Source organism: Thiovibrio sp. JS02 (assembly GCF_053485635.1).
In genome coordinates, this window is the sequence record NZ_CM130715.1 from 515,571 (window position 1) to 541,059 (window position 25,489).

Consider the following 25,489-nt stretch of genomic DNA (forward strand, 5'->3'; position numbering starts at 1 on the left):
TGGCAGGGTCAAGAGGGAATGCTAAGATAACGCCCACCCGGAAACGGGATTTCCGCCCGAACGGAACGTCCCGTTTCCGGGTGGACACTAAAATAACAGGCTTCAGGGAAAACGGAAGCAAAAACGCGAACCGTATTGCTGTAAAAATAACATGAAAGTGGCAAGGAGTTCAAAGTGTTTACTGTTCCGCGCGGCGTAATTGTGCTGGCCCTCACCCCGATCCTGACGGGACTTGTGAGCATCACCGCCCTCGTGATGGTGGGACTCCTGCGGCGGTCGGCCGCGGAGGTGCAGTTCCTTCCCCGCTACTGGGGGCGGGTCGTTGCCTGGCTCAGCGGGGTTTCCGTCACCGTGACCGGCATTGAGCGGCTGGAAAAGGGCAGGCCTTACATTTTTGCCGCCAACCACCAGAGTCAGTTCGATATCTTCGTGCTGCAGGGGTATCTGGGCTTTGATTTTCGCTGGCTGGCCAAGCTCGAGCTTTTCAAGATCCCGGTTTTCGGGCCGGCCATGCGCATGGCCGGCTACATCCCGGTGGACAGGGCACATGGCCGCAAGGCGATCCAGAGCCTGGATGAGGCCGCGAAAAGGATCGCCGACGGCACCTCGGTCATCATTTTTCCGGAAGGGACAAGAAGTCCGGATGGCCGGCTGCAGCAGTTCAAGGCCGGCGCCATGGTGCTCGCCATCAAGGCAGGGGTGCCGGTGGTGCCGGTGGGTATAACCGGCACCCATCAGGTTCTTGCCAAGGGCAGATTGCTGGTCAGGCCTGGCCGGGTGGAGATCCGGGTGGGGGAACCCATCGAAACCAGGGCATATGCGCCGAAACAGAAACAGGAACTGGCCGAACTTCTCCAGGCAAAGGTCGCGGCGCTGCTGGCCCGCTCCTGAGCCGGGAAACGGCTTTTCGTTGTCGGACAAGACGCGCGGGGAAGAACAGGAGGAGCGGCAGGATGGAAATCAAGCTCGCTGAACCGCTTGCCGATGTCGCCCGGCTTCGCGGGAACCATCTCGGCAGGATAAAGGTGCTGGTCGTGGTTCTGCTGGGCGCCATCGGGACAGGGGTGCTCGGGATGGTGTTCGACCCGGCGCGGGAAAGCCTGTACAGCAATACGGCGTTCACGCTCTTTGTTTCCGCCGGCTTCGCCTTTGTTTATTCCATGGAAAAGCTGCAGGATTACAAGGAAGTGGCCGCCGGCGAAGAGAAGAAGATGGCCGAGTTTGCCCGGGATTTTCCCGAGGTGGACGCGTACCTGCGGCGGGTGGAAGCCTCCGGCCGAAAGCCGGTGGCGGTCGAATATGAGACGGTGGTGGCCTTCGTGGATGCCAAAAAAGCCGCCGGTGAACAGGGCCGCTGAGGCCGACCTCCCCCCTCCCTGCCGCCCGGTCAGCCCTTTTCCGCCCGGATCGCTTCTATCTCCCGCCGTGCCTCCGCCATGGTATGCACGACCCGCACGTCATCTTCGGGGTTGAAAACCTCGTGCATGGACTCCATCATTCTGCCGATGCCGAAGGTCAGCGGCGTGGCGCCGAGAAAGACGGTGGCCCTGATCCCCTTGTTTGCCTTCAGTTTTTTGTAGGCGGCAGGAATGTTTTTTGCCTCTGTCGAGTTGAAGAGGATTTCGACATCCTCGCTGAAGGTGACCAGTTCGATGTAGTCCGCCTGCACCAACGGATCCCTTTCGACCATGCTGAAGTGGTTCATGATGTCGGAAAGGGTGATTCTTCCCGAGGAGATGGAGGTCAGGACGTTTTCCGCGGCGTTGTAGGTATAGGTTTGGGGCATGGCGTATTCCCTTTGCTTTTGTCTGTTTTTCCATGATCGGGAAAAACAGTGCATTCTGTCAAGCGGGAAGACGGAGGCGGGCATCCGGCCGCATTGGCTGAAAACCCTCTTGTTATTTGGACCTGCCTCTGTCTAAATAAAGGGAAGACCGGGAGCTTTCCGGTTCGGTTTCCTGCTTTGTTGCCTCGGGTTTTCCGCTGGGTGGTGGTGCCCGGTGTTTTCCGTCAAGGAGCGATTTCCGGCAGCCATGCCCGACAAAGACCCCCAAAAATCCTTGGCCTTTTTCAGCGGGGAGGTTTTAAACGCTCTCAGCGAAGGGGTTTTCACCGTTGACCGGCAGTGGCGGATCACCTCTTTCAACCGCTCCGCCGAGGATATTACCGGAATCGAGGCGGGCGAGGCCATCGGCAGGCTTTGCTACGAGGTGTTCCGCGCCGATATCTGCATGTCCACCTGCGCCCTGAAAAGGGCCATCGAGACCGGCCGGGATGTCGCCCACCATAATGTCAAAATCCGCAGGAACGACGGCCGGCTCATTCCCATCAGCGTCAACGCCTCGGTGCTGCATGACGGCAGCGGGGAAATCATCGGCGGCGTCGAAACCTTCAAGGACACCTCGGTTCTGGCCGGCCTGTGCAGGGAAATCTCCTTTTGCGGCGTCACCCTCGATGCCATTGCCGACGGCGCCTTCACCGTGGACACGGAATGGCGGATTACCTCCTTCAACCGCGCCGCCGAAAAGATCACCGGCATGAGCCGCAACGCCGCCATCGGCAAAAAATGCCATGAAGTGATGCGCGCCACCCTCTGCGGGACGAGCTGCGCCCTGAAAAAATCCATCGAAACCGGCCGGGATGTGGTCAGCCACGATGTCTTTATCCGGAATGTCCGCAACGCCGTGGTTCCCATCAGCGTCAGCACCTCGGTTCTGCGCAACGAGCAGGGCGAGATCGTCGGCGGCGTCGAAACCTTCCGGGATATTTCCGACATGGCGGATCTGCGCGCGGAAATTTCCATGGGCGACCACATCCTCGACTCCATTGCCGACGGCGCTTTCACCGTGGACAAGGAATACCGGATCACCTTTTTCAACCGGGCGGCCGAGGACATCACCGGCGTGCATCGCCGGGACGCCATCGGCAGAAAATGTCACGAGGTTTTCCGGGCCAATATCTGCCAGGCCGCCTGCGCCCTGAAAAAATCCCTGGAAACCGGGCGTGACGTGATCAGCCACAAGGCCTACCTCCGGGATATCGACGAGGATACCGTGCCGGTCAGCATCAGCACCTCGGCCCTGCGCAACGAAAAGGGGGAAATCGTCGGCGGGGTGGAGACCTTTCGGGATATTTCCACCCTGGAAGCCCTGCGCAAGGAGGTCTCCCTGGGTGATGTGATTCTCGATTCCATCGCCGACGGCGCCTTCACCGTGGACAGGGAGTTCCGGATCACCTCCTTCAACCGGGCGGCCGAGGACATCACCGGCGTACACCGCCGGGACGCCATCGGCAAGAAATGCCACGAGGTCTTCCGGGCCGACATCTGCCAGGGGGACGGATGCGCCCTCAAGCAATCCCTGGAGAGCGGCCGGGATGTCGCGAATTTCAGGGTCTATATCCTGGATGCGGAAGACGATCTGGTTCCCATCAGCGTCAACACTTCGGCTCTGCGCAACGAGGAGGGGGAAATCATCGGCGGGGTGGAGACCTTTCGGGATATTTCCACCCTGGAGGCCCTGCGCAAGGAAATTTCCGAGGCATACAACTTCCACGACATCATCAGCAAAAACCATAAAATCAAGAGCATCTTCGCGATACTCCCCGATGTCGCGAGGAGCGGGAGCACGGTTCTCATCGAGGGGCCGAGCGGTTCGGGCAAGGAGCTTTTCGCCAAGGCCATCCATTCCCTCAGCAAGCGGGAAGGGCGCTACGTCACCCTCAACTGCGCGGCCCTCCCCGATACCCTCCTGGAGTCCGAACTTTTCGGCTACGAGAAGGGCGCGTTCACCGACGCCAAGGCGGACAAGCCCGGCCGCTTCGCCCTGGCGGAGAAAGGGACCATCTTTCTTGACGAAATCGGAGACATCTCGCCTTCCCTGCAGCTGAAGCTCCTGCGCGTCCTGCAGGAAAAGGAGTATGAGCCGCTGGGAAGCACCGTCACCCGCAAGGCCGATGTCCGGGTGATCGCCGCCACCAACAAGGATCTGAAGAGCAGGGTGGCGGAAGGAAGATTCCGTGACGACCTGTTCTACCGGCTCAACGTCATACGGGTTTCCCTGCCGCCCCTCACCGAACGCCGGGAGGACATCCCGTTGCTCGTCGGTCATTTCATAAAGAAATTCAACACGCTCAAGCACAAGGAGATCAAGTCCGTATCCCAGGAGGTGTTGAGCATTCTCATGCGCCACGATTATCCGGGCAACATCCGAGAGCTTGAAAACATCATCGAATACTGCTTCGTGCTCTGCCACGACGAGGTGGTCGGCGTGGAATGCCTGCCGGACGGGCTTGCCCGGCTCAATCCGAAAAAAAACGGGCAGGAGGAGGCGCAGGCCGGGGGGCGGCCGCTTTCCCACGCGGAGGCGAACACCATCCTGGAGGCCCTGCGCAAGTTCCAGGGCAACCGCGGCAAGTGCGCGGCCTATCTGGGCATTGAAAAGACGACCCTCTGGCGGAAGATGAAGAAATACAACATCACCTTTCCGGCCGAAGGCAGGTAGGTATCCGGTGATCTGAAGCCGGCCTGGCCGCACTCTGCGGCGGTTTCAGCCCGCGATCAGGCTTTATGATGTTCCTCGTAACCGGTGATCATCGCCTTGAAATGGGCGAGGGGCGTATGCCCCAGGGTGGCGAGATAGCAGTGCACCACGAGAAAGGCGGCGAAGAAGAAAAAGAACAGGACATGGATCGTGTCGATGATCCGTATGCCGCCCAGCAGGTAGATGTAGTCCGAATAGCCCTTCACCTTCCAGAGAAAAATTCCGGACACCATCTGGGCGGGCAGGAGGAGGAACATGATTCCGAGGTAGGCTTTCTGCTGGAGCACGTTGAACTTGTTTTCCGGCGTCATGGTGTGGGGGTTGGGCTCGCCGCGGAAGATGCCGTAACCGTAGAATTTCGCCTGTTGCAGGGCCTTTTCGGCGAAAGTGCTTAACTTCGGGAAGTAAATGGTGATCTTGCCGCTGCTCAAATAATAATAGAGCCAGATGAAATAGGCGGCGATCACGGCGAAGCCGACATAGTTGTGCAGGGTGATCGCATCCTTCAACGTCATGAGCTTGAGGCTTTCCGCGTAGCGGATCTGGAAGCCGGTGGCGACCAGCATGACGATGCCCGCCGCATTGAGCCAGTGCCAGAGACGGACCGGAGCCGGGTGAACATAGACCAGATTCTTGTTGCTCATCGGGAAACCTCCTTTTGCATGCCGAGCTCTTGGTTTACGCATGGTTTTTCAAGGTCTTCGTTTTTCCGGCGCAGGGGGATGGTTGCTATTCTTACCGCAAGGTGGAGGAGCACCACGAAAACTCCTCCGGCAATGAGCAGGAAACCGATCTTGTCCAGCATCTTCATCCTGGTGCCGCCCAATGCGTAAAAGTGCCTGAGGACGAAGCTTTCCAGCACGGCCCTGTCCACCTGAAAATTGTCGGAGCTTCCGTCATCCCTGGGCAGGACAAGGGCGACCGACTTGAAGTAGGGTGAGTCCGCGGCATGGCAGTTCTCGCAATCCCGTTCCGCCGCCCCCCTGTTCACCCGATGGACCACCGGATGCATGCCGGCGACCAGCTCGGCATGAAATACCGCATGCACGTTTCTCTGTCTGAGCATCAGCTCCAGGTTTTCCAGCTCGTTGACGTTGATGATCCCGTCCTTGTTCTCGTCCAGGCTGGGCATGAATTCGCTTTCCTCCAAACGGAGCACCTTGAGGATTTCCTGGCCGCTGTACAGCTTGTTTGAGACCAGATCGAAAAAGGTGAGGTGGATCATGCGCGGCGCCTCGGGCACATGGCAGACCACGCACTCGACAAAGGCGAAGTGTTCGCTTTTCTGCGGCAGCCAGTCGTGGGACTGGTAGGGGTTGTGGCATTTGGCGCAGGCGTTGTTCACCCGTTCCCCGACGGACATGGATTCCTGACGGCTTACGTAATGGTAGCCGTGGCAGGCGTAGCAGGTCATGGTTATGCCCTTGCCGCGGATTTTCATGTGGACGCTGTCCTTGAAGGCCCCGGCCTCCTCGTCATGACACTGGTTGCAGGCCACCGGCTCCAGGTGTTTCTTGTGGGGAACCTCGGCGTCGTAGTCGAGTTTTTCTATGTCCGCGTGGCAGTCGACGCAGCCGATTTCATTCACGTGGTGCACCGAATGATTGAACTTCCCTTCATCGATGAAGAGCTGTTCGCTCATCCGGCTGTGGTTGAGTCCTTCGTTTTCGCTGCGGGATAGATTTGCATCGCCGTGGCAGCCGAAGCATTCGGCATTGTCCACCGCCCAGGCCGGGGGCGAAGTTGCAAGCCAGAGGAAGAAAACGGTCAAGCCGATGCCCTGGGAAAAGCGTATTATTTTTTTCATGGCCTCATTGGTCTCCCTGTGCTTTCTCATTGTAATGATGGAAATCAGTCTGGTCTGAACACGGAACCGTCACCAGGCCATATCCGGACAGGCAATGTTTTTTTACTCCTTTGCCGGTGTGTGTCTGCCGCTGGTGACGGGGCGTCATTCTTTCGCCTTGGGGCATGAAATATCAGGATCCGATTATGGCCGAAAGCCAGCCGCCGCAAAGTTCAAGCAACCCGCTGTTCAGGATGCCGGCCCCCAGGCAGGCAACTCCCCAGAACGCCACGATGCCGGTGAGAGAGACGAGGATGCTGTATGCGGTCATGTCTATTTCCTCGTCCATGTCAGCCACTGTCCGCCTGCCATGGGAAAGGTAATGATGGTGCGCCCCCGCGGTTCTTGTCTTTCTGAATGTCATCATGTCGGCACCTCCGTTCGTATCTGCGTGGGGATTGCGTTATTTTTTCATATTGCGCGGGACTGCTGGCGGACAGGCTCCATGCCGGCGGTGCTTTCCGGAACCTCTCCGGCGATCTTCTGACCGATCTTGTAGCCGATCATGCCGTAGTAGGATGACCAGATCAGGGCGTTCACCATGTGGATCATGAGCAGCTGGGACCATTTCAGGGTGAGGCCGTCGGCAAGAAGCCCGATGCTCTGGAGAAAGAAGTAGCCCAGGGAGCCGTGGATCAGATTCGCCATCAGGCCGATGAGGCCCAGGAGTTTGCCGAGCACCGGCAGACTGGTGAATCCGATGAGTCCGTAGCTGACCGGAGACACCACCGTGCCGAAGGCGGCCCCGAAGAGAAGCCATCTGTCCTTCGGGTGCAGGTTTTTGCTGAGCATCAGACAGGAAATGGGGATGAGCGCCAGTAATACCAATAGTTGTGTCATGATGGACCTCCTGATATCCGGTTACCTGTTCAAATTCGGCCTCTATGGGAAAGCGTGCAAAGCTGCATTTTTTTCTGGTGTTGCATCATTGCAAAAGCATATCCCGTGCCATTGGCCAGGGAAATATTGCCGCTATTCTTTTTCCTTTTATATCAGCTTGTTACGATAACAAGTTTACAGAAGAACCCACGGGGGTATTGTTGCATTTATGCAATTGCTTGCAGGGCTTGCATTGCGAAATTGCAATACTTGTTTGCGGGTCCGGGAGGAGAGGAATGTCCTGGCGGTGAAGTGGAGTCCTCCGCCCAAGGGGGAGAGGGACGGATCGGATGTTGAAGGGGATCGTTTAGCTTGTCAGCTGTTCGAGAAGGGTGAGGCGGCCGCCGGCGGAATCGAGTCCGGCCAGCGCCCCGAAGGGAAGGATCAGGTTTCCGCCTCCGTGGCCGACCGGGAAATTGGCCCAGATGGGGATGGGGCGCTGGGCCAGAAGATCAATGGCGCGCTGCCAGATCACCTCAACATCGCCGCACTGGTCAAAGCCGCCGAGGACGAGGCCGGCGATGCGGTCAAGGCGGCCGGCCGCGGCAAGATGGGTGAGGAGGCGGTCGATCCGGTAGGATGCCTCGCCGATCTCCTCGACAATCAGGATGCGGCCCTCATAGTCCGGCTCAAAGGGGGTGCCGATCAGATGGACAAGATTGGTGAGGTTGCCCACCAGAAGGGGGCCCCTTGCCGCGCCGGCTTTCAGGATTTCCAGACCCTTGGCCTTGATCTCCCTGTTTTCCCGCCCCAGGAGAAGATTGCGGAATGCCTCCTGAAAGGTCCGTTCGCTCCTGGCCAGGGTGGTGAGCATGGGACCGTGGAAGGTGATGAGCCCGGTCCGCCCGGTAACGGCGGCCAGCAGCACGGTGAGGTCGGAAAAACCGACCAGTATCTTGGGATGACGCCGGATCAGCTCAAAATCAAGAAGGGGAAGAAGGCGCAGGCAGCCGTACCCGCCACGCGCCGCGACGATGGCTTTCACCTCGGGGTCGCGCCAGAGGGTGTGCAGCTCCTCCGCTCTTTCCCGGTCGCTGCCGGCCAGATACTCCTGCCGGCGGAGGATGCTGTTGAGATGTCTGGTCTGAAAGCCCATCTCGCCGAGGATCTTCAGGCCGGCGGCAAATTCTCCTTCGTTGAGCAGGGGGCCGGCCGGGGCCACGATGCCGATGGTGTCCCCGCGCTTGAGAGCGGCGGGGCGAATCGGTTCAGCAATTGCGTTCATAGAGCAGGCGCAGTCCCTTCAGGGTAAGCATGGGATCAACATGGTCGATGGTCGTGGTATAGGGGGCGATCAGGGCGGCCATGCCGCCGGTGGCCACCGATTTGGCCGCTGCCGGCGCCAGCGCTTCCCGGATGCGGCGGATGAGGCCGTCCACCATGCCGCCATAGCCGAAGAGGATGCCGGATTTAATGGCCGCCACCGTGTTGGTGCCGATCGCGGCGGCGGGCGGGGTCGAGATGTCCACCTGGGGCAGCTTGGCGGTTCGGCTGGCCAGGGCTTCCATGGAGATGGAAAGGCCGGGGGCGATGACTCCGCCCAGGTATGCGCCTTTTTCGGAAACGCAGTCCCAGGTGATGGCGGTGCCGAAATCGACGACAATGAGGGCGCAGCGAAATTCCTCATAGGCGGCCACCGCGTTGACAATGCGGTCCGCGCCCACCTCCTTGGGGTTGTCGATGAGCACCTCCATGCCGGTGACCACGTTGTCGCCCACCACCATGGGGGTGCTTTTCAGGTACTTGGTTGTAAAGGCGGCCCAGGCGGCCTGCATCACCGGCACCACGCTGGAGATGATCACCTTGGAGATATCGGAAAAGCGCAGGCCCTCCATGGTGAAGAGGCCATGAAAGATGGCGGCCAGTTCATCGACGGTGCTGGCCTTGTCGGTTTTCACGCGCCAGTGGCAGCGCAGGGCCGTGCCACTGAAAACGCCGATGACCATGTGGGTGTTGCCGACGTCAACCGCTAAAAGCATAAGGCATACTCCTGAAAGCGTTCCGGGTATCATGGGATTGCACTGACTGTAACAGAAAAAAGCGGCTGCTGTCCACGGGAAGGAGCGTTTGAAAAAAACTTTGCCGCGCATCCATATGGGGCTTGACGGATCGTGCCGGGGAAAGAACAATAGCGGCGGGACAATATCGATATCCAGGGAGGTCTGCCGTGGAAGAGTATGTACAGATCGCCACCACCGTGGCCACCGCGGAAGAAGCGGGGCGGATCGCGAAACTGCTGGTGGAAAAAAGACTGGCTGCCTGCGTGCAGGTGCTTCCGGCCATGACCAGCTATTACCGGTGGCAGGGCAAAATTGAAAATGCCGGCGAACACCTCTGTCTGATCAAGAGCAGAAAGGATCTTTTCCCAGAGGTCGAGGCGGCGATTAAAAGCGTGCACCCCTATGAGGTGCCGGAAATCATCGCTCTGCCCATCTGCGCCGGGAGTCAGGATTATCTGACCTGGCTGGGCGCCGCGCTTGCGGAGTCTTCCTGAGCATGGCGGGCGAAACCGAAAAAAAGGCGGGCCGGCGGCGCAATCCCAAGGAATTTCACTGCCACTGCTGCCGGAAGACGCTCCCCTTTTGCTGGAGCTGTCCCTGCGGCTTTCAGATCTGCGACGACTGCTTCAAGGAGAATCTCTGGGGCATCAGCAACGGGCCGACCTGGGTCTGTCCGGATTGCGGCCGGATCCGGATGATGTAGGTTCTTGCCCGCAGGTTGGCCGGAGGCGGTACCGCGCCAGGGCGCGAGCGATTTTGGAGGAATGGGGGAGATATGGGGAAACACCGGCGAGACAGCAGGCTGTGCAAACGCTTTCAGGTGAAAAGCGGGGTGATCGCCCTGGATTCCGTCTATGGGGAAATCATCGATGTGAGTTTCGGCGGCCTTTCTTTCCGCTACACCGCCTATGGCGAGATGGTCAGCCAGCCCGTGGAGTTCGGCATCATCTTCGGCGGTGAAGAGCTTTTCTTTGAAAGCATCGCCTTGCGGAATATTTCCGACATCGTCGAAGATGCCGGCGCAGAGGGAGACAAGGCGGTGCGTCGCCGCTGCATGGCCTTTGCTGACCTCGATACCGGCGACCTCATCAAACTTGCCCATTTAATCAAGCGGTACTCCCTGGACAAGTGATGCGCTCCTGAATTTCCGCAGGGAGAGCCCTTCCTCCGGCGCGGCCGAAGCGTTGTCCGCGCCCCTTTTGGATCCAAGGGGAAAATCACCCCCGCAAGACAATTTATTCCCCGTCCGGTTCCCGGAAAAGATGGTGCGCCAGTGGGCCTTTGCCTTTGCCCAGGGCGAGAGGGGCGCTTTGTCGGACGAGAACGTCCATGAAGGTGATTGCCTTGAAAAAGGCGTCCCGGTCGTTGCCGCAGCGCAGATGGTAGGCGGCAAAGGCCGAGGCAAAGGTGCAGCCGGTGCCGTGGGTGTTGCGGCTGCGGATGCGCTCATGCCGGGCCGGGATAACCTCAACTCCTTGTTCGCGGCGGCGGATGAGAAAATCCTCAACCGTCGCCGCCTGCTCCTGGAGGTGGCCGCCGGTGAGGATCACGGCCCGCAGGCCGGGGAAGCGCGCCAGGAGCGAAGCCGCCGCGTCCAGGGCTTCGCGGGAGGAGGCGCCGGCAAGGCCGGTGAGCGTTTGCAGTTCCGGGAGATTTGGGGTGAGGACGGTGGCCTTTTTCAGGAGCGCGTCAAGCCCTGCCGCGCCTTTTCCCGCCGCGAAGAGGGGGTGGCCGTCGCTGGCCTTGAGTACGGGGTCGCAGACCACCTCGCCGTTGAAATCGGCGAGGGCTTCGGCAATGGCGGAGGCTATGGCGTCGGTGCCGAGCATCCCGGTTTTGATGTGGCTGACCGGCAGGTCAGTCAGGACCAGATCGATCTGTTTTTTGACGAAATCCGGGGCCACCGGCTGGGTGGCGACAACACCCTGGCTGTTCTGCGCGGTGAGGCAGGTGATTGCCGCGGCGCCGTAAACTCCGATGGCGCAGCAGGTTTTCAGGTCTGCCTGGATGCCGGCTCCGCCCGAAGGGTCTGAGCCGGCTATGCTGAGAACGGCCTGGGGGTGCATGGTGTTTTGCCGGAGGGTTACGCGCGGCCGCCGGAGCCATCAGTCTTGCCGTGCTCGCCTTTCTTGTCCTGGCAGTCGCAGTCGGTCGCCGCCTGTTCGGGGGTATCGATGGAGAGCAGGGTGATCTGGTAGGTGATCTCCTGGCCAGCCAGGGGGTGGTTGAAATCCACGGTGACATTTTTTTTGTCCAAGGCGACAACGGTGGCCGGCACCGTATGCCGCTGGCCCTCTTTTTCCATGCTCATACCCAGAATCATGCCTGCCTTGATGGTCTGTTCGGCGAAATTTTCGCGGGGCACCGTCATGATCAGGTTCTCATCCTTCTTGCCGTAAGCGGCTTCGGCCGGCACCGTCACGCTCCTGCTTTCGCGCACGGCCATGCCCAGCACCGCCTCTTCAAAGGCGGGCAGAACGCTGCCGGTGCCCAGTTGAAACTGCAGAGGGCCGGTCTCCTGGGATGATTCGAATTTTTCGCCGCTGGCGAGAAGGCCTTCATACACTATGGTGACGGAATCGTTTTCTTTGACGCGCTGCATTGGCAATGGTGCTCCTTTGGTTCTGGGTTCCGGTTATGGCAAGGCAGACGGGCGGCGACGGCGCGGGACTGCCTTCGGCAATTTTTTTCAGGGTGGCGGAATGGTGCTCACAATAAGACCATATCCCGGCGAGGTCAAGAGCGGCCGCCCGTCAGCCACCACTTGAGGCCGAGCAGCACCAGGGGCGTCAGGTGGAAGCAGAGGTCGAAGATATCGAGAGGCCGTTTGAGCTCGCCGTTCTTCAGCATGATGATCTTCTCAACCACATGCGGCATGGGGTGAAAGGGGGCCAGCAGCATGAAGACTGCCAGAATCAGCAAGAGGGAAAAAGGGATCTGTTCAAGAAATTGCAGCATGGTCGGTTTTGGTCGCCATCGCAGGGAAGCGCCCGCCGGGGGCCTGGGATCCTTACGGTGCCGATCTCCTCGCGGTGTGTGTTGTTGATTGTCGGTGCCTCTGCCCTTGATACTGAAGGAGAGGCCATCAGCCTTTGGCGCTCTCCAGGTTTGCCGAGCGGACCTCCAATTTGGCGATCAGGCGCCCCAGTGTGCTTTTTTCCGTATGGGCGGCGCTTTCCTCCGCGTCTTCATTGGTGTAATCGGTTACCTCGAAGCTGAATAAAAGTTTCTCCAGCCGGGTACCGTAGGCGGCGATGGACTCCTTGACGATCTGATATATCCCCTCATAGGGGAAGGGCCGGTCGAAATCGCTGAGCTTGGCATCGATGAAATTCTGCAGCCTGCCGAGTTCCTCCCGCTCGCTGCCGTAATACACCTCGCAACTGGTGAGGATATCGACGATCTTTTTGTGCAGATCGTCCACCTTGACGACCTTCTGGCCGCCAAGGGAACTGAAAAGCAGCTTCACCGCCCGGACGAATCCTTTCAGGCCCATGAAGAACTCCGCGGTTTTTTCCGCGGCCAGGCTGTTCGGGTTCACGCTGGAGCCTGTTTCCTTGATGCGGCGTTGCAGTTCCGGGAGAATGGTGGTTTTGAGCGAGAGCTGGAGATTTTTTATCTCATCGAGAATCAGGGGCAGCAGGCGGATCTGCTTCAGGGTCTTTGCCTTGTGGCGCAGGTCGATGAGGTTGCGGGCCAGGGTGGGAATCAGTGCATCAAGCTTTTCCAGAATGGCCGGGGCCGGGGCCTGTTTCAGGCCGGTCAGCTCCTGCTGGATCCTGTCCACGGAAAGAATTTCTCCCGGCAGGTTTTGCAGAAAATACTCAATAAAGGACTTCACCTGATCGGTTGTCCGCAGCACCACCTGCAGCTGGTGGTCGACGATGGTTCTGGCCAGGCCGGAAAGTCCGCCAAGGTCCACGGTCCTGATTCTCTTTTCAAGGTCAATCGCCTGGGCCTTGAGTTCGTGCAGGGTTTTGTGCCCATTGGCCTGTTCGTCGTCTTTGACCATGCTGTAGAAAATGAAACCGTCCTCGACGAGCTCGGCGTTCTTCTTGCTCAACTCCCTGGCAATGGGCAGCAGGGCGGCGAGGAACAGATTTTCCCTGATGGTTTTGTCGGCAATGAGCAGCCTGTTGAGGTGGCCGCGCCAGGAATCGAGCGTGTCCTTGTACTCGGCGCACCCCTCGATAATCCGTTGCGCCTTGGCAAGCGCGCTTCCGGGCCGCACTGTCCTGCGGTGGATGTCGATCTCCAGGGCGCCCAGCTCATTTTCACATTTTTCGATATATCTCAGGACGTTTTGTGTCGCGGCGGGGTGCTGATCCCTGGCTTCGGCCAGCATGGAAGACAGTTTAAAGAAGCTGAGGAGGTATTCGTAGCGGGTGAAATTGAACTTTTTCCATTGTGTCACCCGCGGATCTGTCGGCAGGGTGAATGCCTCGTTTCTCTGGGCGGCAAGCCTGGCCTTTGCCTTGTCGATCATCTCCTCGACCGGGGCAAAGCCCTCGGCCGGCATGCTCCGGGCCTGGCCCTGGGGAGGCTGGTCAAAGCGCGGCTGTATGCGGACAAACTCGACGGTTCCGGACATTTCTTGTCTGTGGGTATCTCTTGGGGGAAATGTATAAAATCAATATGTTGAAGCCGCTGTTTCCCGCTTGCTGTCGCGTGGCGGGAAACCTGTTATCATAGTCAATTTCGCGGGGATGTGCCACTGTTAATCCGATCTCGCTCCTGCGCCGGGCCTGGACGCCCGGGTGGCGAGGAACTCCGGGAGCCTTCCCTCCTCGTGGCGGGGCGTTTTTTGCTCCTTTTTGATTTTTCTTGCAAGGATCCGGCGTTCCGATGCGGCAATTTCTTGACAAGACAGGCAGATAGGCATATTCTGCGAGTTTTTCAGGGGTTGCAATGGAGCTGGTCTGTGAAAAATACAAGGACAAAGTTGATTCCGAAACGGCCGTCTGCCGGAGGCCCACGGAATACTGCAAGTTCAGAAGCGCCTGTCTGATCCATTTTCTTGCCAAGGAGCGCGCGGCAAAGGAGACCCAAAACCCCGCGCCCTCGGTGGAGAGGAAGAACAACCAAACTGTCGGGTCTGCGAACACTATGAGCGTACTGCGATTTGATAAGGGGAACGGTCTCCTGCCGGCCATTGCCCAGGATCATCTGACCAACGAGGTGCTCATGCTTGCCTATATCAACGAGGAGGCATGGCAAAAAACCCTGGCCACGGGCAAAGCCCATTATTGGAGCCGTTCCCGCAACCAGATCTGGCTGAAAGGGGAGTCTTCGGGCCATGTGCAGCTGGTGAAGGAGATCCTGGTGGACTGCGACGCGGATACCGTGATTTACAAGGTCGAGCAGCTTGGCGGCGCCGCCTGTCATAAGGGCTATCGCAGCTGTTTTTTCAGGAAGGCGCAAGGGGAAGAGTTAACGATCAACGATACACCGGTGTTTGATCCCGGGGAGGTATATAAAAAATGAACATTCTGAAACTGGGTGTGCCCAAGGGAAGCCTCGAAAAGGCGACCATCGAACTTTTTGAAAAATCCGGCTGGCGGATAAAGCTCTCTTCCCGTAACTATTTTCCCGAAATCGATGACCCGGAGCTCTCCTGCTCCATCTGTCGGCCGCAGGAGATGTCCAGCTACGTGGAAAAGGGCGTACTCGACGCGGGTATTACCGGCAAGGACTGGACCCTGGAAAATGAATCCGACGTGGTGGTGGTGGCCGACCTTGTCTACTCCAAGGTCAGCAAGCGGCCCACCCGCTGGGTGCTGGCCGTGCCCGGCGACTCAAAAATTACCAGCCTCAAGGATCTTGAGGGCAAAAAGATCGCCACCGAGTTGGTCAATTACACCAGGAAGTTTTTCGCCGGCCAGGGCATCAACGTGGATATTTCCTTCTCCTGGGGCGCCACCGAGGCCAAGGTGGTTTCCGGTCTTGCCGACGCCATTGTCGAGGTGACCGAGACCGAGAGCACCATCCGGGCGCACGGGTTGAGAATCATCCATGAACTGATGGCCTCCAACACCCAGTTCATCGCCAACAGGGCGGCCTGGGCCGATCCCTGGAAGCGGGAAAAGATCGAAAACATCGCCCTGCTTCTCCAGGGCGCCTTGCGGGCCGACAAGATCGTCGGGCTCAAGATGAATGTTCCCCATACCCGGCTGGACGAGGTGATCAAGATCCTGCCCAGCATGAATGCGCCGACCATTGCCCATCTCTACCAGAAGGAATGGTATTCGGTGGAAACGGTGATCTCCGAGCACGAGGTCCGCGATTTGGTTCCGAAGCTTTTGAAAAGCGGGGCCGAAGGGATCATCGAGTACTCGCTGAACAAGGTTATCTAGTCCCGGCCGGCCTGGCGGCCGCAGGGGCAATAAGGCGCGTGGCCGCCGGGAGAAAAGGGTTTGACCGATTCCACCGTCAATTACTCGAAGATCGAGTTCATAAAAAGCGCATACAAGGTCGGGCATCTGCCCGAGGACGGTTTCCCTGAAATCGCCTTTGCCGGCCGCTCCAACGTGGGCAAGTCCAGCCTGATCAACCGCCTGGTCAACCGCAGGAATCTGGTCAAGGTCAGCGCCAGGCCCGGCAAGACCCAGAGCCTCAATTATTTTTTGGTGGACAGGCGGCTCTATCTCGTCGACCTGCCCGGCTACGGCTTTGCCAGGGTTTCGAAAAAACTGCAGGATGAATGGCAGGGGCTTGTCAGCGATTATCTTCTGGGTCGCGATACCCTGCGTTGCGTGGTGGTGCTGATCGATATCCGCCATGCCCTGAAGGCGCAGGACCGTGAGCTTGTTGAGTGGCTGCGCGCCAACAACCGTCCCTTCCTCATCGTCTATACCAAACGCGATAAACTTTCCGGAAACCAGCAGTTCCGGCAGGCTGCGATTCTTGATGCCGCCCTGGGGCTCGCCAAAAACGAACGGGTGCTTTTTTCGGCAAAAACAGGGGCCGGCAAGGAAGAGCTGCTTTCAGCACTTGCGACTTTTTTGGCTTAGTGGTTTTATGCTGCTTTAGGGTTTGCTGAAATCCAAAGTCGTGCAAAAAAATATTCTCGATGCAACTGCCGCCCGGCATGAGGGTGGTTTATATTTTTTTGAAGTGTGAGGATGGATGACAATGGCTAAGCAGAATGAATGGCACTGTTGGGAGATCACCCGGTGCGGCAATCAGGAGAGCTGCCTCGCCCGGCGGGAGGCAGGCGCCAGAGCGTGCTGGGAAGTGGCCTTGGATCTGGATGATTTCCGCAGCGGCCTTAATGTGTGCAAGGATTGTATCGTCTATATCTCGAAGCAGAGGAGTTCCGTTCTGACTTCCGCGGAGGTGCAGGAGATTCTCTCGCGCAAGGTCGAGTGCGTACTTGCCGGCAACTGCCCGCAGATGGGGGAGTGACGGTCGGCGTTTTCGGCTGGCGGAGACGGGAAGGGGCCGGGAATCACTGGTCGGACTTGAGCACGGCCAGGAAGGCGCTCTGAGGTATCTCCACGTTGCCCACGGTTTTCATTCTCTTTTTGCCGGCCTTCTGCTTTTCGAGCAGTTTTCTCTTCCGGCTGATGTCGCCACCGTAACATTTTGCCAAAACGTCCTTGCGCAGCGCGGAAATGGTCGTCCTGCCGATGACGGTGCCGCCGATGGCCGCCTGGATTGCGATCTTGAACATCTGGCGCGGGATTTCCTCCTTCAGCTTTTCGCAGGCGTGCAGGCCGCGGGCCCGGGCGTTGTTGCGATGCACCAGCTGCGAGAGCGCATCGACCCGTTCCCCGTTCACCAGAATATCCAATTTGACCAGATCGCTCTTCCGGTAGTCCAGCAGTTCGTAATCAAAGGATCCGTAGCCCTGGGTGACGGATTTCAACTTGTCGTAGAAATCGTAGATCACTTCGGCCAAGGGCAGTTCGCAGGTGAACTCGACCCGCCCGGGCATGGGGTAGTGGTAATTGGTGTTTTCGCCCCGCCGCTCCATGCAAAGGGTCATGACCACGCCCATGTAGCGTTCCGGCATGTGGATGGTGGCCTTGATGAAGGGCTCCTCGATGGTGTCGATGGTGGTCGGGTCCGGATAGTAGGCCGGGTTGTCCACCTCGATCATGCTGCCGTCCTTCAGGAAGATGTGGTAGTTCACCGAAGGCACGGTGAGGATCAGGGAGAGATCGAACTCCCGTTCCAGGCGTTCCTGGATAACCTCCAGGTGGAGAAGGCCGAGGAAGCCGCAGCGGAAGCCGAAGCCCAGGGCGGTGGAGGAGTCCTTCTGGTAAGAGAGGGCGGCATCGTTCAAGGTCAGTTTTTCAATGGCGGTGGCCAGGGTTTCGTAGTCGTCGGTGCTCACCGGATAGATCGAGGAGAAAACGACCTGTTTGACTTCCTGGAAGCCCGGCAGGGGCTTTGCGCAGGGGCGCTCCTTGAGGGTGATGGTGTCGCCGGCCCGGGTGTCGCTGATATTCTTGATCCCGGCGATGATGTAACCGACCTGCCCGGCGCACAACTGCTTCTGTGGTTCGCGGGTCAGCCGGAAAAGGCCGACTTCCTCCACCCGGTAGGCCGCCTCGTTGGACATGAAGATGATGGTGTCTCCGGGTTTGACCCGTCCTTCGAAAACGCGGCAGGAGATGACGGTCCCCCGGAAGGGATCGTAAAAGGCATCAAAAATCAGTGCTTCCAGCGGTTTTTCCGGGTCGCCCTTCGGGGGGGGGAGCAGATTGACGACGGCCTCAAGAATCGTGTCGACTCCCTGGCCGGTCTTTGCCGAGCAGCGCTGGATGCTGGCGGGATCCATGCCGAGATCCTCTTCTATCTGCAGGGCAACCCCGTCCGGGTCGGCGGAGGGCAGGTCTATCTTATTGATAACCGGGATCACCTCCAGCTCATGCTCCATGGCCAGGTAGAGGTTGGCCAGGGTCTGGGCCTCGATGCCCTGGGCGGCGTCGATGAGCAGGAGGGCGCCCTCGCAGGAGGCGAGGGCCCGGGAAACCTCGTAGCTGAAGTCCACATGTCCCGGGGTGTCTACCAGATTCAAGAGGTACTCCTTGCCGTTCTTCGCCTTGTAGGGGAGGCAGATGGTCTGGCTTTTGATGGTGATGCCGCGTTCCCGCTCGATGTCCATGTTGTCGAGGAGCTGGTCCTTGAACTGGCGGTCGCTGACCATGCCGCACATCTGGATGAAGCGGTCGGCCAGGGTGGACTTGCCATGGTCAATATGGGCAATGATGCTGAAGTTGCGAATGTTTTCCATGTGGATATGCGGTTGGCTTGTTCTTGAATCGTGTGCGTCGCGTCTTTGCCGCCGGTTTGGCAAAAGCGGGCGGACGGACAAAAGGATTGTAGAAATAGTAACAGAGAATCTGGCTATCTATCATAAAAAGATGGGGTTGCAAATACAATTTTGTATCATGGGCGGTCCGGGGGCCGGTGGCGGGAGTCGGCAACGATTTTCCGGGAAAATCGCCCGGGTATGATTCCGTAACAGCCGCCGGGCCGCGTGATTGTGCTGAAAGAGATTGACCTTTACCCAGGTTGTATTAATAATGACAGCCATGAAAGAAGACCCTGAAGTCATTGAGATAATAACCGACGACGAGGACGGACCGGAGAACGAGCAGGAGGAGCTGCATCCGCTCGTCACCCTTTCGGACGACGAGTATTTGCCGGCCGTCGGCAATGCCGGCCTCCACCGCTATCTGCAGGAGATCAGCCAGTACAAGCTGCTTTCCCGGGAGGAAACCGACGAGCTTGCCCGCTATTTTCAGGAAACCGGCGATCCCGAGGCGGCCTACAAGCTGGTGACCTCCAACCTGCGTCTGGTGGTCAAGGTGGCCATGGATTTCCAGAAGTACTGGATGCAGAACTTTCTCGATCTCATCCAGGAGGGCAATGTCGGCCTGGTGCAGGCGGTAAAGAAGTTCGATCCCTACAGGCAGGTGAAGTTTTCCTATTATGCCGCGTACTGGATCAGGGCCTATATCCTCAAGTTTATTATGGATAACTGGCGGTTGGTGAAGATCGGCACCACCCAGGCCCAGCGCAAACTTTTTTTCAGCTTGAATAAAGAAAAAAAACTGCTAGAATCGCAGGGCTTCAAACCGGAGCCGAAATTGCTGGCCGAACGCCTCAACGTCAAGGAAAGTGAGGTGATCGAGATGAGCCAGCGCATGGACAACTGGGATGTTTCCCTGGAAAGTCCGGTGCGCGAGGGCTCGGACGAGGAGCAGAAGAATTTTCTGCCCCTGGTCGGTCCCACCGTGGAAGAACGGGTGGCGGAAAAAGAGGTCCGGGAATGGCTGGCCGAGGTGCTGGAGAAGCTGCAGACCACCCTGAACGAGAAAGAAAAGGTCATCCTGGCCACGCGCCTGCTCAACGATGAACCCCTGACACTCCAGGACATTGCCGATCGGTTTGAGATTTCCCGGGAGCGGGTCCGGCAGATCGAGGCCAATCTCCTGAAAAAAATGCGGGTCTTCTTTGAAAAGGAAGTGCCTGATATCAAAGATTTTCTTGATGAATTTCTGAATCCCTGGCGTTCTTGATCCCCATAACAACTCTGCCCCTCGGTCTCCGCGGGGGCCTGCGGAAAAGCGATGCGTGTTCCCCTTCTTGATTTGAAATGCCAGTTAGGGCCGTTACGCGGCGAGATTCTCGCCGCGGTGACCGAGGTCATTGATTCGACCCAGTATATTCTCGGCCCCAGGGTTGAAGAGTTCGAGAACAATGTCGCCGCCTATTGCGGAGCGCGGCACGGCATCGGGGTGGCCAGCGGCACCGATGCCCTGCTGGCGGCCCTCATGGCCCTGGGAATCGGGCCGGGCGACGCGGTGCTGACCACCCCCTACTCCTTTTTCGCCACCATGGGTTGCATCCTGCGCCTTGGCGCCCGCCCGGTTTTCGCCGATATCGACCCGCTCACCTACAACATCGACCCCGATCTGATGGCCGAGGTTCTGGCTGCGGACGCCCGGGGGGAGAGACGGATCAAGGCGATCATCCCCGTGCATCTCTACGGCCAGTGCGCCGACATGGGACGCATTCTTGCCCTGGCCGGCGAGTATGGCCTGCCGGTGGTGGAAGACGCCGCCCAGGCAATCGGCGCCGCCTATCCCATGACCGGAAAAGGCGGAACGAAATGGCTGCGGGCGGGCGCCATGGGCGACGCCGGCTGTTTTTCCTTTTTCCCCAGCAAAAATCTGGGCGGCATCGGCGATGGCGGGCTCATCACCTGCAACGACGACACGCTGGCCGAGCATATCCGGGTGATCCGGGTGCATGGCGGCGCGCCCAAGTACCATCACGGCGTGGTCGGCGGCAATTTCCGTATCGATCCGATCCAGGCCGTGGTATTAAACATCAAGCTGCCGCATCTGCCTGAATGGCATAAGGCCAGGCGTCGCAATGCCGAAATCTATTGTCGCCTCTTTGCGCAAACCGGGCTCGGCGAGGCCGGGGCGGTCCGGCTGCCCCGGGCTGTTTATGAGGAGCAGGGCAGGGCCGCCGGGCCGGATTGTGACTACCATATCTACAATCAGTTTGTCATTCGGGCCAAGGATAGAGACGGGCTCATCCGGCATCTGCACCAGAACGATGTCGGCGCCGAGATTTATTATCCCATTCCCTTGCACAGGCAAGGATGCGTTGCCGGCATGGGTTACGAGCAACTCTCCTATCCGGAAGCGGAAATGGCGGCGCTGGAAACCCTGGCCCTGCCCATTTATCCGGAGCTTAGCGAGGAGATGCTTTGCTATGTCGTCGAGAAGATCGGCGAATTCTATAAAGCATAGCAGCCGCCGCATCCTTGCCCGGCCGCGATGAAAAACCGTCCTTTGTCCCTTTTTCGAAAGGACATCCCCTGCTGATGCCGAAAAGCGCGCACTCCTCCTTGAGAAAGTTCATTCTTTGCCCGGTTGCCTCGCGGGTGATGCCGATCTGCGTACTGGCACTTTTTTTTCTCCCCGCCTTCCCGCCGGTGCCCGCTTCCGCCGGCGAAGACGTTTCATCCGCCCTGAATCAGAAAGTTGAGGTGCCGGCGCGCACCATTCAGCTCAAGTCAGACAACGACATTGCCTGGAAATCCCTTTGGGACGAGGCCAGGCGTCTGGTTCGCGAAGGGAGGTTGCTTGAGGCCGTGCCGGTGTATGAAAAACTCCTGGATGCGCGTCAGGGGCTTGAGGCCGCCCAGTGGGAACTGGTTACCCTGCTTTTGCAGGTGAAAAAAGCGGATGCGGCTGTCCCCCACCTTGAAATGCTGGTGGAGACGGCGCCCGGCAACCTGCAGTATCTTCTGGCCCTGGCGGAAACCCTCGGCGGCCAGGGCGCGATCAGCCGCTCGGTGGAGTTGTACAGGAGGGCGCGGCAGCACGATCCGGAAAACCTGCAAGCCCTTTCCGGGCTTGCATCCGGCCTTGTCGCGCTCCAGAAAAGAGAGGAAGCCCTGCCCGTCCTGGAAATTCTCTCCCAGCGGGCCCCTGACCGACTTTGGGTCCGCAGGGAACTGGGGCGCCTCTATTATGAACTCGGCTACTACGACAAGGCCCGACCCCATCTTCTCGCCCTGGCCAATACGGAAACGGCGGACAGCGAGTCGCTGCTCAACGCGGCGCGGGTGCTCGACCGGTTGGGGCTTGAGAACCTGGGGGTGGAATACTGGGAGCGTCTGGTTTTGCGGGATCCGTTGCACCCGGAAGGCAGAGCGCGCCTGGCTGCCTACTATCTCAAGGAAGGCAAGGGGGAAGCCGCCTTGCCCTATCTTCTTCCCCTGCTCAAGGAAACCCCTTCCTCGCCGCAGCTCCTGAAGCGGCTCGGGCAGATTTACCTCGGCATGAACCGTTATCCCGAGGCCCTGGACTATTTTGAGCGCTATATCGTGGTCCAGCCCAACGATAAGGATGTCCTGCGGATGGTGGTGGATATCCATGCCGCTCTGGGCAATAAAACCCAGTCCCTGTTGGCGCTGGACAGATTCTTGAGCCTCGAATCGGAGCCCAACCTGGAAAATCTGGCCAAGGCCGCGGCCCTGTACGAAGAAAGCGGCGGCTATCCCGAGGCGGTCGCCCTCTATGATCGCATTCTCCTCAGCACCCCGGACGATCCGGAGATCCTGGCGAAAAGGGCAAGGGCCTTGCTCGCGGCAGGGGATGACGAGAAGGCCAATGCCATGTGGGCGCACCTGGCGCGCCGGCAAAAGCTGCTTGAGGTGCTGGAGATTTTATATGCCCAGGATCCCAGGAACGGCAAGGTGCTCGAAAAACTGGCCCGCATGTATCTTGACCGGGGGGATCTGGCAAAGAGCCTCGCCATTTTTTCCCGGTTGTCGGCCCTGGGGGTGAGGAGTCCCGAGGTGCGGGCGGGGGAGGCCTCCGTCTATGAGCGGTTGAACCGGTCGGAAAAGGCCCTTGCCCTTTATGAAGGGTTGCTGGCGGAGGAGGGGGAGGTGGCGGGAATCAGGTTGCGCTGCATCGAACTGGCCGGCCGTCTCGGGTTGCAGGATAAGGTGCTTGAGCACAGTCGGCTGCTGGCGGAGAAGAGCGAGGAGTTCCATGCCGCGCCCCAGACCCGGCTGCGCATTGCCGAAGCCCTGACCGATGCGTCCGCCTTTTCCGAGGCTGGACGGCAGTATGCAAGCCTCCTCGATGAGCACGGTGACGATGCCGGGCTGAAAACCGCCTCCCTGCTCGGGGTGGCCCGTCTTCAGCAGAAACGGGCATTGCCCTTTGAGGCGGAACAGGCCCTGCGGCAGGCCTATCTGGTCGGGCCGCGAAGGGGGGAAGTTCTTGCCCGGCTTTTTTCCCTGGCGCTCGCGGAAAAGCGCTTGTCGGAAGCAGCGGTGTGGCTTGACGCGCTGGAACGGAACCAGGCTCTTTCCGCCGCCGAGGGAAAATTTGTCGCCTTGCCCGCTCGGGAGGGCGACGGCAGGCTCTTTCGCGTCAGGCTTCTGGCCGCGGAAGGGCAAACCCGGGCCGCCTTGCGGTTGTTGGGGCAGCCTGCCGACGAAACCGCCGTCGCGGCCCCGAGCGGGGAAAATCGCGGCATTGATTCCTCCATCCGGCGGGAGGCCGGACTTCTCCGCGCGGAGCTGCTGCTTGCCGAGGAGCGTTATGGGGAGGCGGAGGTTCTGGCGGTTTCTTTTCTGGAGCCGGACAGGGATTTTGCCACGCAGGCGCTCCTGATCCGTATCTATCAACAACAGGGCCGGTCCGCCGAAGCCGAGGTGCTTCTGGCCCGGACCGTGGCCACGGTCCGGGAGGATCTGCGCTTTCTTCTTGAGTTTCTCGGCCAGTTGCAGCGGCAGCGGCTGTTCCCGGAACTCTGCCGGGTTGCCGATGAGGCCGCGGGAAGATATCCCCATTCGGTTGCGCTTTCCATGCTTGTTGCCGGAGCGCATCTCGAAAACGGTGATTCCCGCCAGGCAATCCGGATTTTGCAGGGCGTGGTCCGCGAGTTTCCCGAACATGATCACGCCACGGCGCTGCTTGCCCAACAGCTTTTCAACAACGGACGTTTCAGCGAGGCTCTGGCTCTAAGCGAGGCGGGAGCGAGCACGCAACGTCCGGACCTGGCGCTGCTGAGAGCCAGAATTTTCTGGGCCCGACATGATTGGGACAATGCCGCCAGAGCGTATGCCGATTTTCTTGCCCCATCGGTGCAGGAGCAGATCAAGGCGCAGGGAGAGCGGGCCGGAGTGGCTCTTCCCCTGCACGACGAATCAAGCCTCTGGCGCAAACTGACCGTGCCGGAGTTCGACAGACAGGCTTCCCTTGATGCCTTGATGCGGCCGGAGCGCCTGCTTTCTTCGGAGGCCGCCGCAAGCAACGGAGTGGTTGTTCCCTGGTATGCCAGATATTGCTGGCAGAAGCGGTTCGCCCTGGAAGGGAGCGCCCGCGAGGCTTTGGGCGATCGCGAATACCTGACTGCGGCGACCTACCTGCGCCGGTTGCTGCGGGAGTATCCGCAGGATGCGTCCCTGCGTTTTGACCTGGCGGGGATTTACAGCCGGTTCGGACAGTTGGGGCCGGAGGCGTCCCTGTATGAAGACATTGCCACTTCCGGGGCGGCGTTTCCCGGCGTGGCAGAGGCCAGGCAGCGCAATGCCCTGAAACGTCGGCCCTGGCTTTCCGTGGGTTACGGGGCACTGCGGGAGGAAGGGCGGGAGGGCTATAAGGCCATCCGGAAAAGTTGGGAAGAGGGGCAATTCCACTATTCGCCCTATCTGCAGGAGGAGTGGACGGTGTATCTGGCCCGTCTCGAATATCGCGATCCGGATCGGACGGCAAGGATCCGCGGAAATCGCGCCCTTGTGAGTTATGGAGCGGCGGTGAACGAACATCTCGCCCTGAGGGCGGGCGGCGGCGCGGAAATCCTTGAAAACGGCCAGCCCGACACCACGGTGCTTGATCTGGCCCTTGAGGGGCGGTTGAGCGATCGTCTGACCGGGACGCTCTCCTACGGCCGGGACGTGAATCATGATACCCTGGCGAGCCTGGGCAGGAATATCGTCCAGCAGGACTACAAGGCAGACATGGTGGTGGATCTTCTTGCAAGCGTGCAGGTCGGCGGCGGCTACCTCTATAAAGAGTTTTCGGACAACAACGACCTGCAGGGCTATGATTTCTGGGCCGCCTATCTCCTTTTTTTCGACCCCGCCTTTCTGCGATTCAGTTATACCTATGATTACCAGGACGCGAACAGCGCCGGCGGAGGGGGTCCCATGCAGGCCGACGGTTTTGCCCTGACCGATCATCCCTATTGGACGCCGATGAATTACTGGCAGAACCGTTTCAGCGTGTATTTCAGGCACCAGCTTTCCGATGATCAGTTCAGGCGGGGCGTACCGCGCTATTACGACCTGGAGTATACCCTGTCCTACGATGAAAAGGGCTACCCCATCCAGAGCTGGCGAGGTGGTTTTTTCGTGGAGTGCACTCCGCATGTCATGCTCGAAGCAACGGCAGAGCTTGCCACCAGTCAGGAGTATCGGCGCAGGCAATTCTATCTCGGGGCGTCCTATCGCTGGTGAGCCGTGCCCATGGCCTGCGCATGGGGATTCCGGCATGCTTTCCCTTGCAATCTTTTTTTCCGTGTGCTAATTGTTGACGGTCTTGTGAAAACCTCCGAGGCATACGGGGCCGCGGCCACGAATCAAGGAGTTGCCGACGGACACCATAGGTGGCTCGGCTTTTTGCCATGGAGGCTTGTCCGCGGCGCCGGCGATTGTTGGCGGCGAAAAAAAT

Annotated in this window: 25 protein-coding genes; 13 read left to right on the plus strand and 12 right to left on the minus strand. The window is 59.2% G+C overall.

From position 1 onward, the window contains the following. The first annotated feature begins 174 nt into the window (after positions 1-174). Together ACUUL3_RS02550 and ACUUL3_RS02555 are read left to right on the plus strand one after the other, a co-directional pair. Entirely contained in the window at positions 175-891 is a 717-nt protein-coding gene (locus tag ACUUL3_RS02550; RefSeq protein ID WP_448554280.1) for a lysophospholipid acyltransferase family protein, read from the plus strand. 62 nt (positions 892-953) lie between these two features. Continuing rightward, positions 954-1,358, plus strand: coding sequence for a hypothetical protein (locus ACUUL3_RS02555; protein ID WP_448554282.1), 405 nt, complete (start codon positions 954-956; stop codon positions 1,356-1,358). 29 nt (positions 1,359-1,387) lie between these two features. Here the strand turns inward: ACUUL3_RS02555 and ACUUL3_RS02560 are convergent, their stop codons facing one another. Then, on the minus strand, positions 1,388-1,786 hold the full coding sequence (locus tag ACUUL3_RS02560) for a hypothetical protein (protein WP_448554283.1): 399 nt from the start codon (positions 1,784-1,786) through the stop codon (positions 1,388-1,390). 247 nt (positions 1,787-2,033) lie between these two features. On the opposite strand from ACUUL3_RS02560, the gene ACUUL3_RS02565 reads away from it, so the two are divergent. Further along, on the plus strand, positions 2,034-4,502 hold the full coding sequence (locus ACUUL3_RS02565; protein WP_448554285.1) for a sigma 54-interacting transcriptional regulator: 2,469 nt from the start codon (positions 2,034-2,036) through the stop codon (positions 4,500-4,502). Between the two features lie 56 nt (positions 4,503-4,558). Here ACUUL3_RS02565 and ACUUL3_RS02570 read toward each other — a convergent pair whose 3' ends face one another. The 6 genes from ACUUL3_RS02570 to ACUUL3_RS02595 form a co-directional block, all read right to left on the minus strand. Further along, a complete protein-coding gene (locus ACUUL3_RS02570) occupies positions 4,559-5,185 on the minus strand; it encodes a cytochrome b/b6 domain-containing protein (protein ID WP_448554287.1) in 627 nt (208 codons plus the stop codon). After that, the gene (locus tag ACUUL3_RS02575) at positions 5,182-6,348 is read right to left on the minus strand and encodes a hypothetical protein (protein ID WP_448554289.1); all 1,167 of its coding nucleotides are present in this window, start codon (positions 6,346-6,348) and stop codon (positions 5,182-5,184) included. Before ACUUL3_RS02575 ends, ACUUL3_RS02570 begins: the two co-directional genes overlap by 4 nt. Positions 6,349-6,520: 172 nt before the next feature. Beyond that, positions 6,521-6,754, minus strand: coding sequence for a hypothetical protein (locus ACUUL3_RS02580; protein WP_448554291.1), 234 nt, complete (start codon positions 6,752-6,754; stop codon positions 6,521-6,523). 44 nt (positions 6,755-6,798) lie between these two features. Beyond that, positions 6,799-7,227 carry a hypothetical protein gene (locus ACUUL3_RS02585; RefSeq protein WP_448554293.1) on the minus strand — a complete coding sequence of 143 codons (429 nt, stop codon included), beginning with the start codon at positions 7,225-7,227 and terminating at the stop codon, positions 6,799-6,801. 346 nt (positions 7,228-7,573) lie between these two features. Next, complete coding sequence (locus ACUUL3_RS02590; protein ID WP_448554295.1) at positions 7,574-8,491, minus strand: S66 peptidase family protein; 918 nt, start codon at positions 8,489-8,491, stop codon at positions 7,574-7,576. Then, complete coding sequence (locus tag ACUUL3_RS02595; protein WP_448554297.1) at positions 8,475-9,245, minus strand: type III pantothenate kinase; 771 nt, start codon at positions 9,243-9,245, stop codon at positions 8,475-8,477. The genes ACUUL3_RS02590 and ACUUL3_RS02595 overlap by 17 nt, the downstream gene beginning before the upstream one ends. A 188-nt stretch (positions 9,246-9,433) precedes the next feature. Between ACUUL3_RS02595 and cutA the strand changes: the two genes are divergently transcribed. The 3 genes from cutA to ACUUL3_RS02610 all read left to right on the plus strand — a co-directional run bounded on the left by cutA (position 9,434) and on the right by ACUUL3_RS02610 (position 10,398). Then, positions 9,434-9,760 (plus strand): divalent-cation tolerance protein CutA, encoded by a 327-nt coding sequence (gene cutA, locus ACUUL3_RS02600; RefSeq protein ID WP_448554299.1) that lies wholly within the window; start codon positions 9,434-9,436, stop codon positions 9,758-9,760. Positions 9,761-9,762: 2 nt separating this feature from the next. After that, a complete protein-coding gene (locus ACUUL3_RS02605) occupies positions 9,763-9,969 on the plus strand; it encodes a hypothetical protein (protein ID WP_448554300.1) in 207 nt (68 codons plus the stop codon). 72 nt (positions 9,970-10,041) lie between these two features. After that, positions 10,042-10,398: a hypothetical protein gene (locus ACUUL3_RS02610; RefSeq protein ID WP_448554302.1), complete on the plus strand. Its 357-nt coding sequence runs from the start codon at positions 10,042-10,044 to the stop codon at positions 10,396-10,398. Positions 10,399-10,501: 103 nt separating this feature from the next. Here the strand turns inward: ACUUL3_RS02610 and thiD are convergent, their stop codons facing one another. From thiD to ACUUL3_RS02630, 4 genes are all read right to left on the minus strand, one after another. Continuing rightward, entirely contained in the window at positions 10,502-11,332 is an 831-nt protein-coding gene (thiD, locus tag ACUUL3_RS02615) for a bifunctional hydroxymethylpyrimidine kinase/phosphomethylpyrimidine kinase (RefSeq protein WP_448554304.1), read from the minus strand. A 17-nt stretch (positions 11,333-11,349) separates the two neighbouring features. Continuing rightward, complete coding sequence (locus tag ACUUL3_RS02620; RefSeq protein WP_448554306.1) at positions 11,350-11,868, minus strand: FKBP-type peptidyl-prolyl cis-trans isomerase; 519 nt, start codon at positions 11,866-11,868, stop codon at positions 11,350-11,352. 134 nt (positions 11,869-12,002) lie between these two features. Beyond that, positions 12,003-12,224 carry a hypothetical protein gene (locus ACUUL3_RS02625; protein ID WP_448554308.1) on the minus strand — a complete coding sequence of 74 codons (222 nt, stop codon included), beginning with the start codon at positions 12,222-12,224 and terminating at the stop codon, positions 12,003-12,005. A 127-nt stretch (positions 12,225-12,351) separates the two neighbouring features. Then, complete coding sequence (locus ACUUL3_RS02630) at positions 12,352-13,857, minus strand: hypothetical protein (protein WP_448554310.1); 1,506 nt, start codon at positions 13,855-13,857, stop codon at positions 12,352-12,354. A 317-nt stretch (positions 13,858-14,174) separates the two neighbouring features. On the opposite strand from ACUUL3_RS02630, the gene hisI reads away from it, so the two are divergent. The 4 genes from hisI to ACUUL3_RS02650 all read left to right on the plus strand — a co-directional run bounded on the left by hisI (position 14,175) and on the right by ACUUL3_RS02650 (position 16,670). Then, entirely contained in the window at positions 14,175-14,750 is a 576-nt protein-coding gene (gene hisI / locus ACUUL3_RS02635) for a phosphoribosyl-AMP cyclohydrolase (protein ID WP_448554311.1), read from the plus strand. Further along, on the plus strand, positions 14,747-15,619 hold the full coding sequence (hisG, locus tag ACUUL3_RS02640; protein WP_448554313.1) for an ATP phosphoribosyltransferase: 873 nt from the start codon (positions 14,747-14,749) through the stop codon (positions 15,617-15,619). The genes hisI and hisG overlap by 4 nt, the downstream gene beginning before the upstream one ends. Positions 15,620-15,679: 60 nt before the next feature. Next, on the plus strand, positions 15,680-16,276 hold the full coding sequence (yihA, locus tag ACUUL3_RS02645) for a ribosome biogenesis GTP-binding protein YihA/YsxC (protein ID WP_448554315.1): 597 nt from the start codon (positions 15,680-15,682) through the stop codon (positions 16,274-16,276). Between the two features lie 121 nt (positions 16,277-16,397). Continuing rightward, on the plus strand, positions 16,398-16,670 hold the full coding sequence (locus ACUUL3_RS02650; protein WP_448554317.1) for a hypothetical protein: 273 nt from the start codon (positions 16,398-16,400) through the stop codon (positions 16,668-16,670). Between the two features lie 43 nt (positions 16,671-16,713). Here the strand turns inward: ACUUL3_RS02650 and lepA are convergent, their stop codons facing one another. Further along, positions 16,714-18,507 (minus strand): translation elongation factor 4, encoded by a 1,794-nt coding sequence (gene lepA, locus ACUUL3_RS02655; protein WP_448554318.1) that lies wholly within the window; start codon positions 18,505-18,507, stop codon positions 16,714-16,716. A gap of 301 nt (positions 18,508-18,808) precedes the next feature. Here lepA and ACUUL3_RS02660 point away from each other — a divergent pair, with 301 nt between their 5' ends. From ACUUL3_RS02660 to ACUUL3_RS02670, 3 genes are all read left to right on the plus strand, one after another. Further along, positions 18,809-19,798, plus strand: coding sequence for a sigma-70 family RNA polymerase sigma factor (locus tag ACUUL3_RS02660; RefSeq protein ID WP_448556419.1), 990 nt, complete (start codon positions 18,809-18,811; stop codon positions 19,796-19,798). A gap of 51 nt (positions 19,799-19,849) precedes the next feature. Next, a complete protein-coding gene (locus ACUUL3_RS02665; RefSeq protein WP_448554320.1) occupies positions 19,850-21,043 on the plus strand; it encodes a DegT/DnrJ/EryC1/StrS family aminotransferase in 1,194 nt (397 codons plus the stop codon). 74 nt (positions 21,044-21,117) lie between these two features. Beyond that, a complete protein-coding gene (locus ACUUL3_RS02670) occupies positions 21,118-25,275 on the plus strand; it encodes a tetratricopeptide repeat protein (protein ID WP_448554322.1) in 4,158 nt (1,385 codons plus the stop codon). The last annotated feature ends 214 nt before the right edge of the window (positions 25,276-25,489 follow it).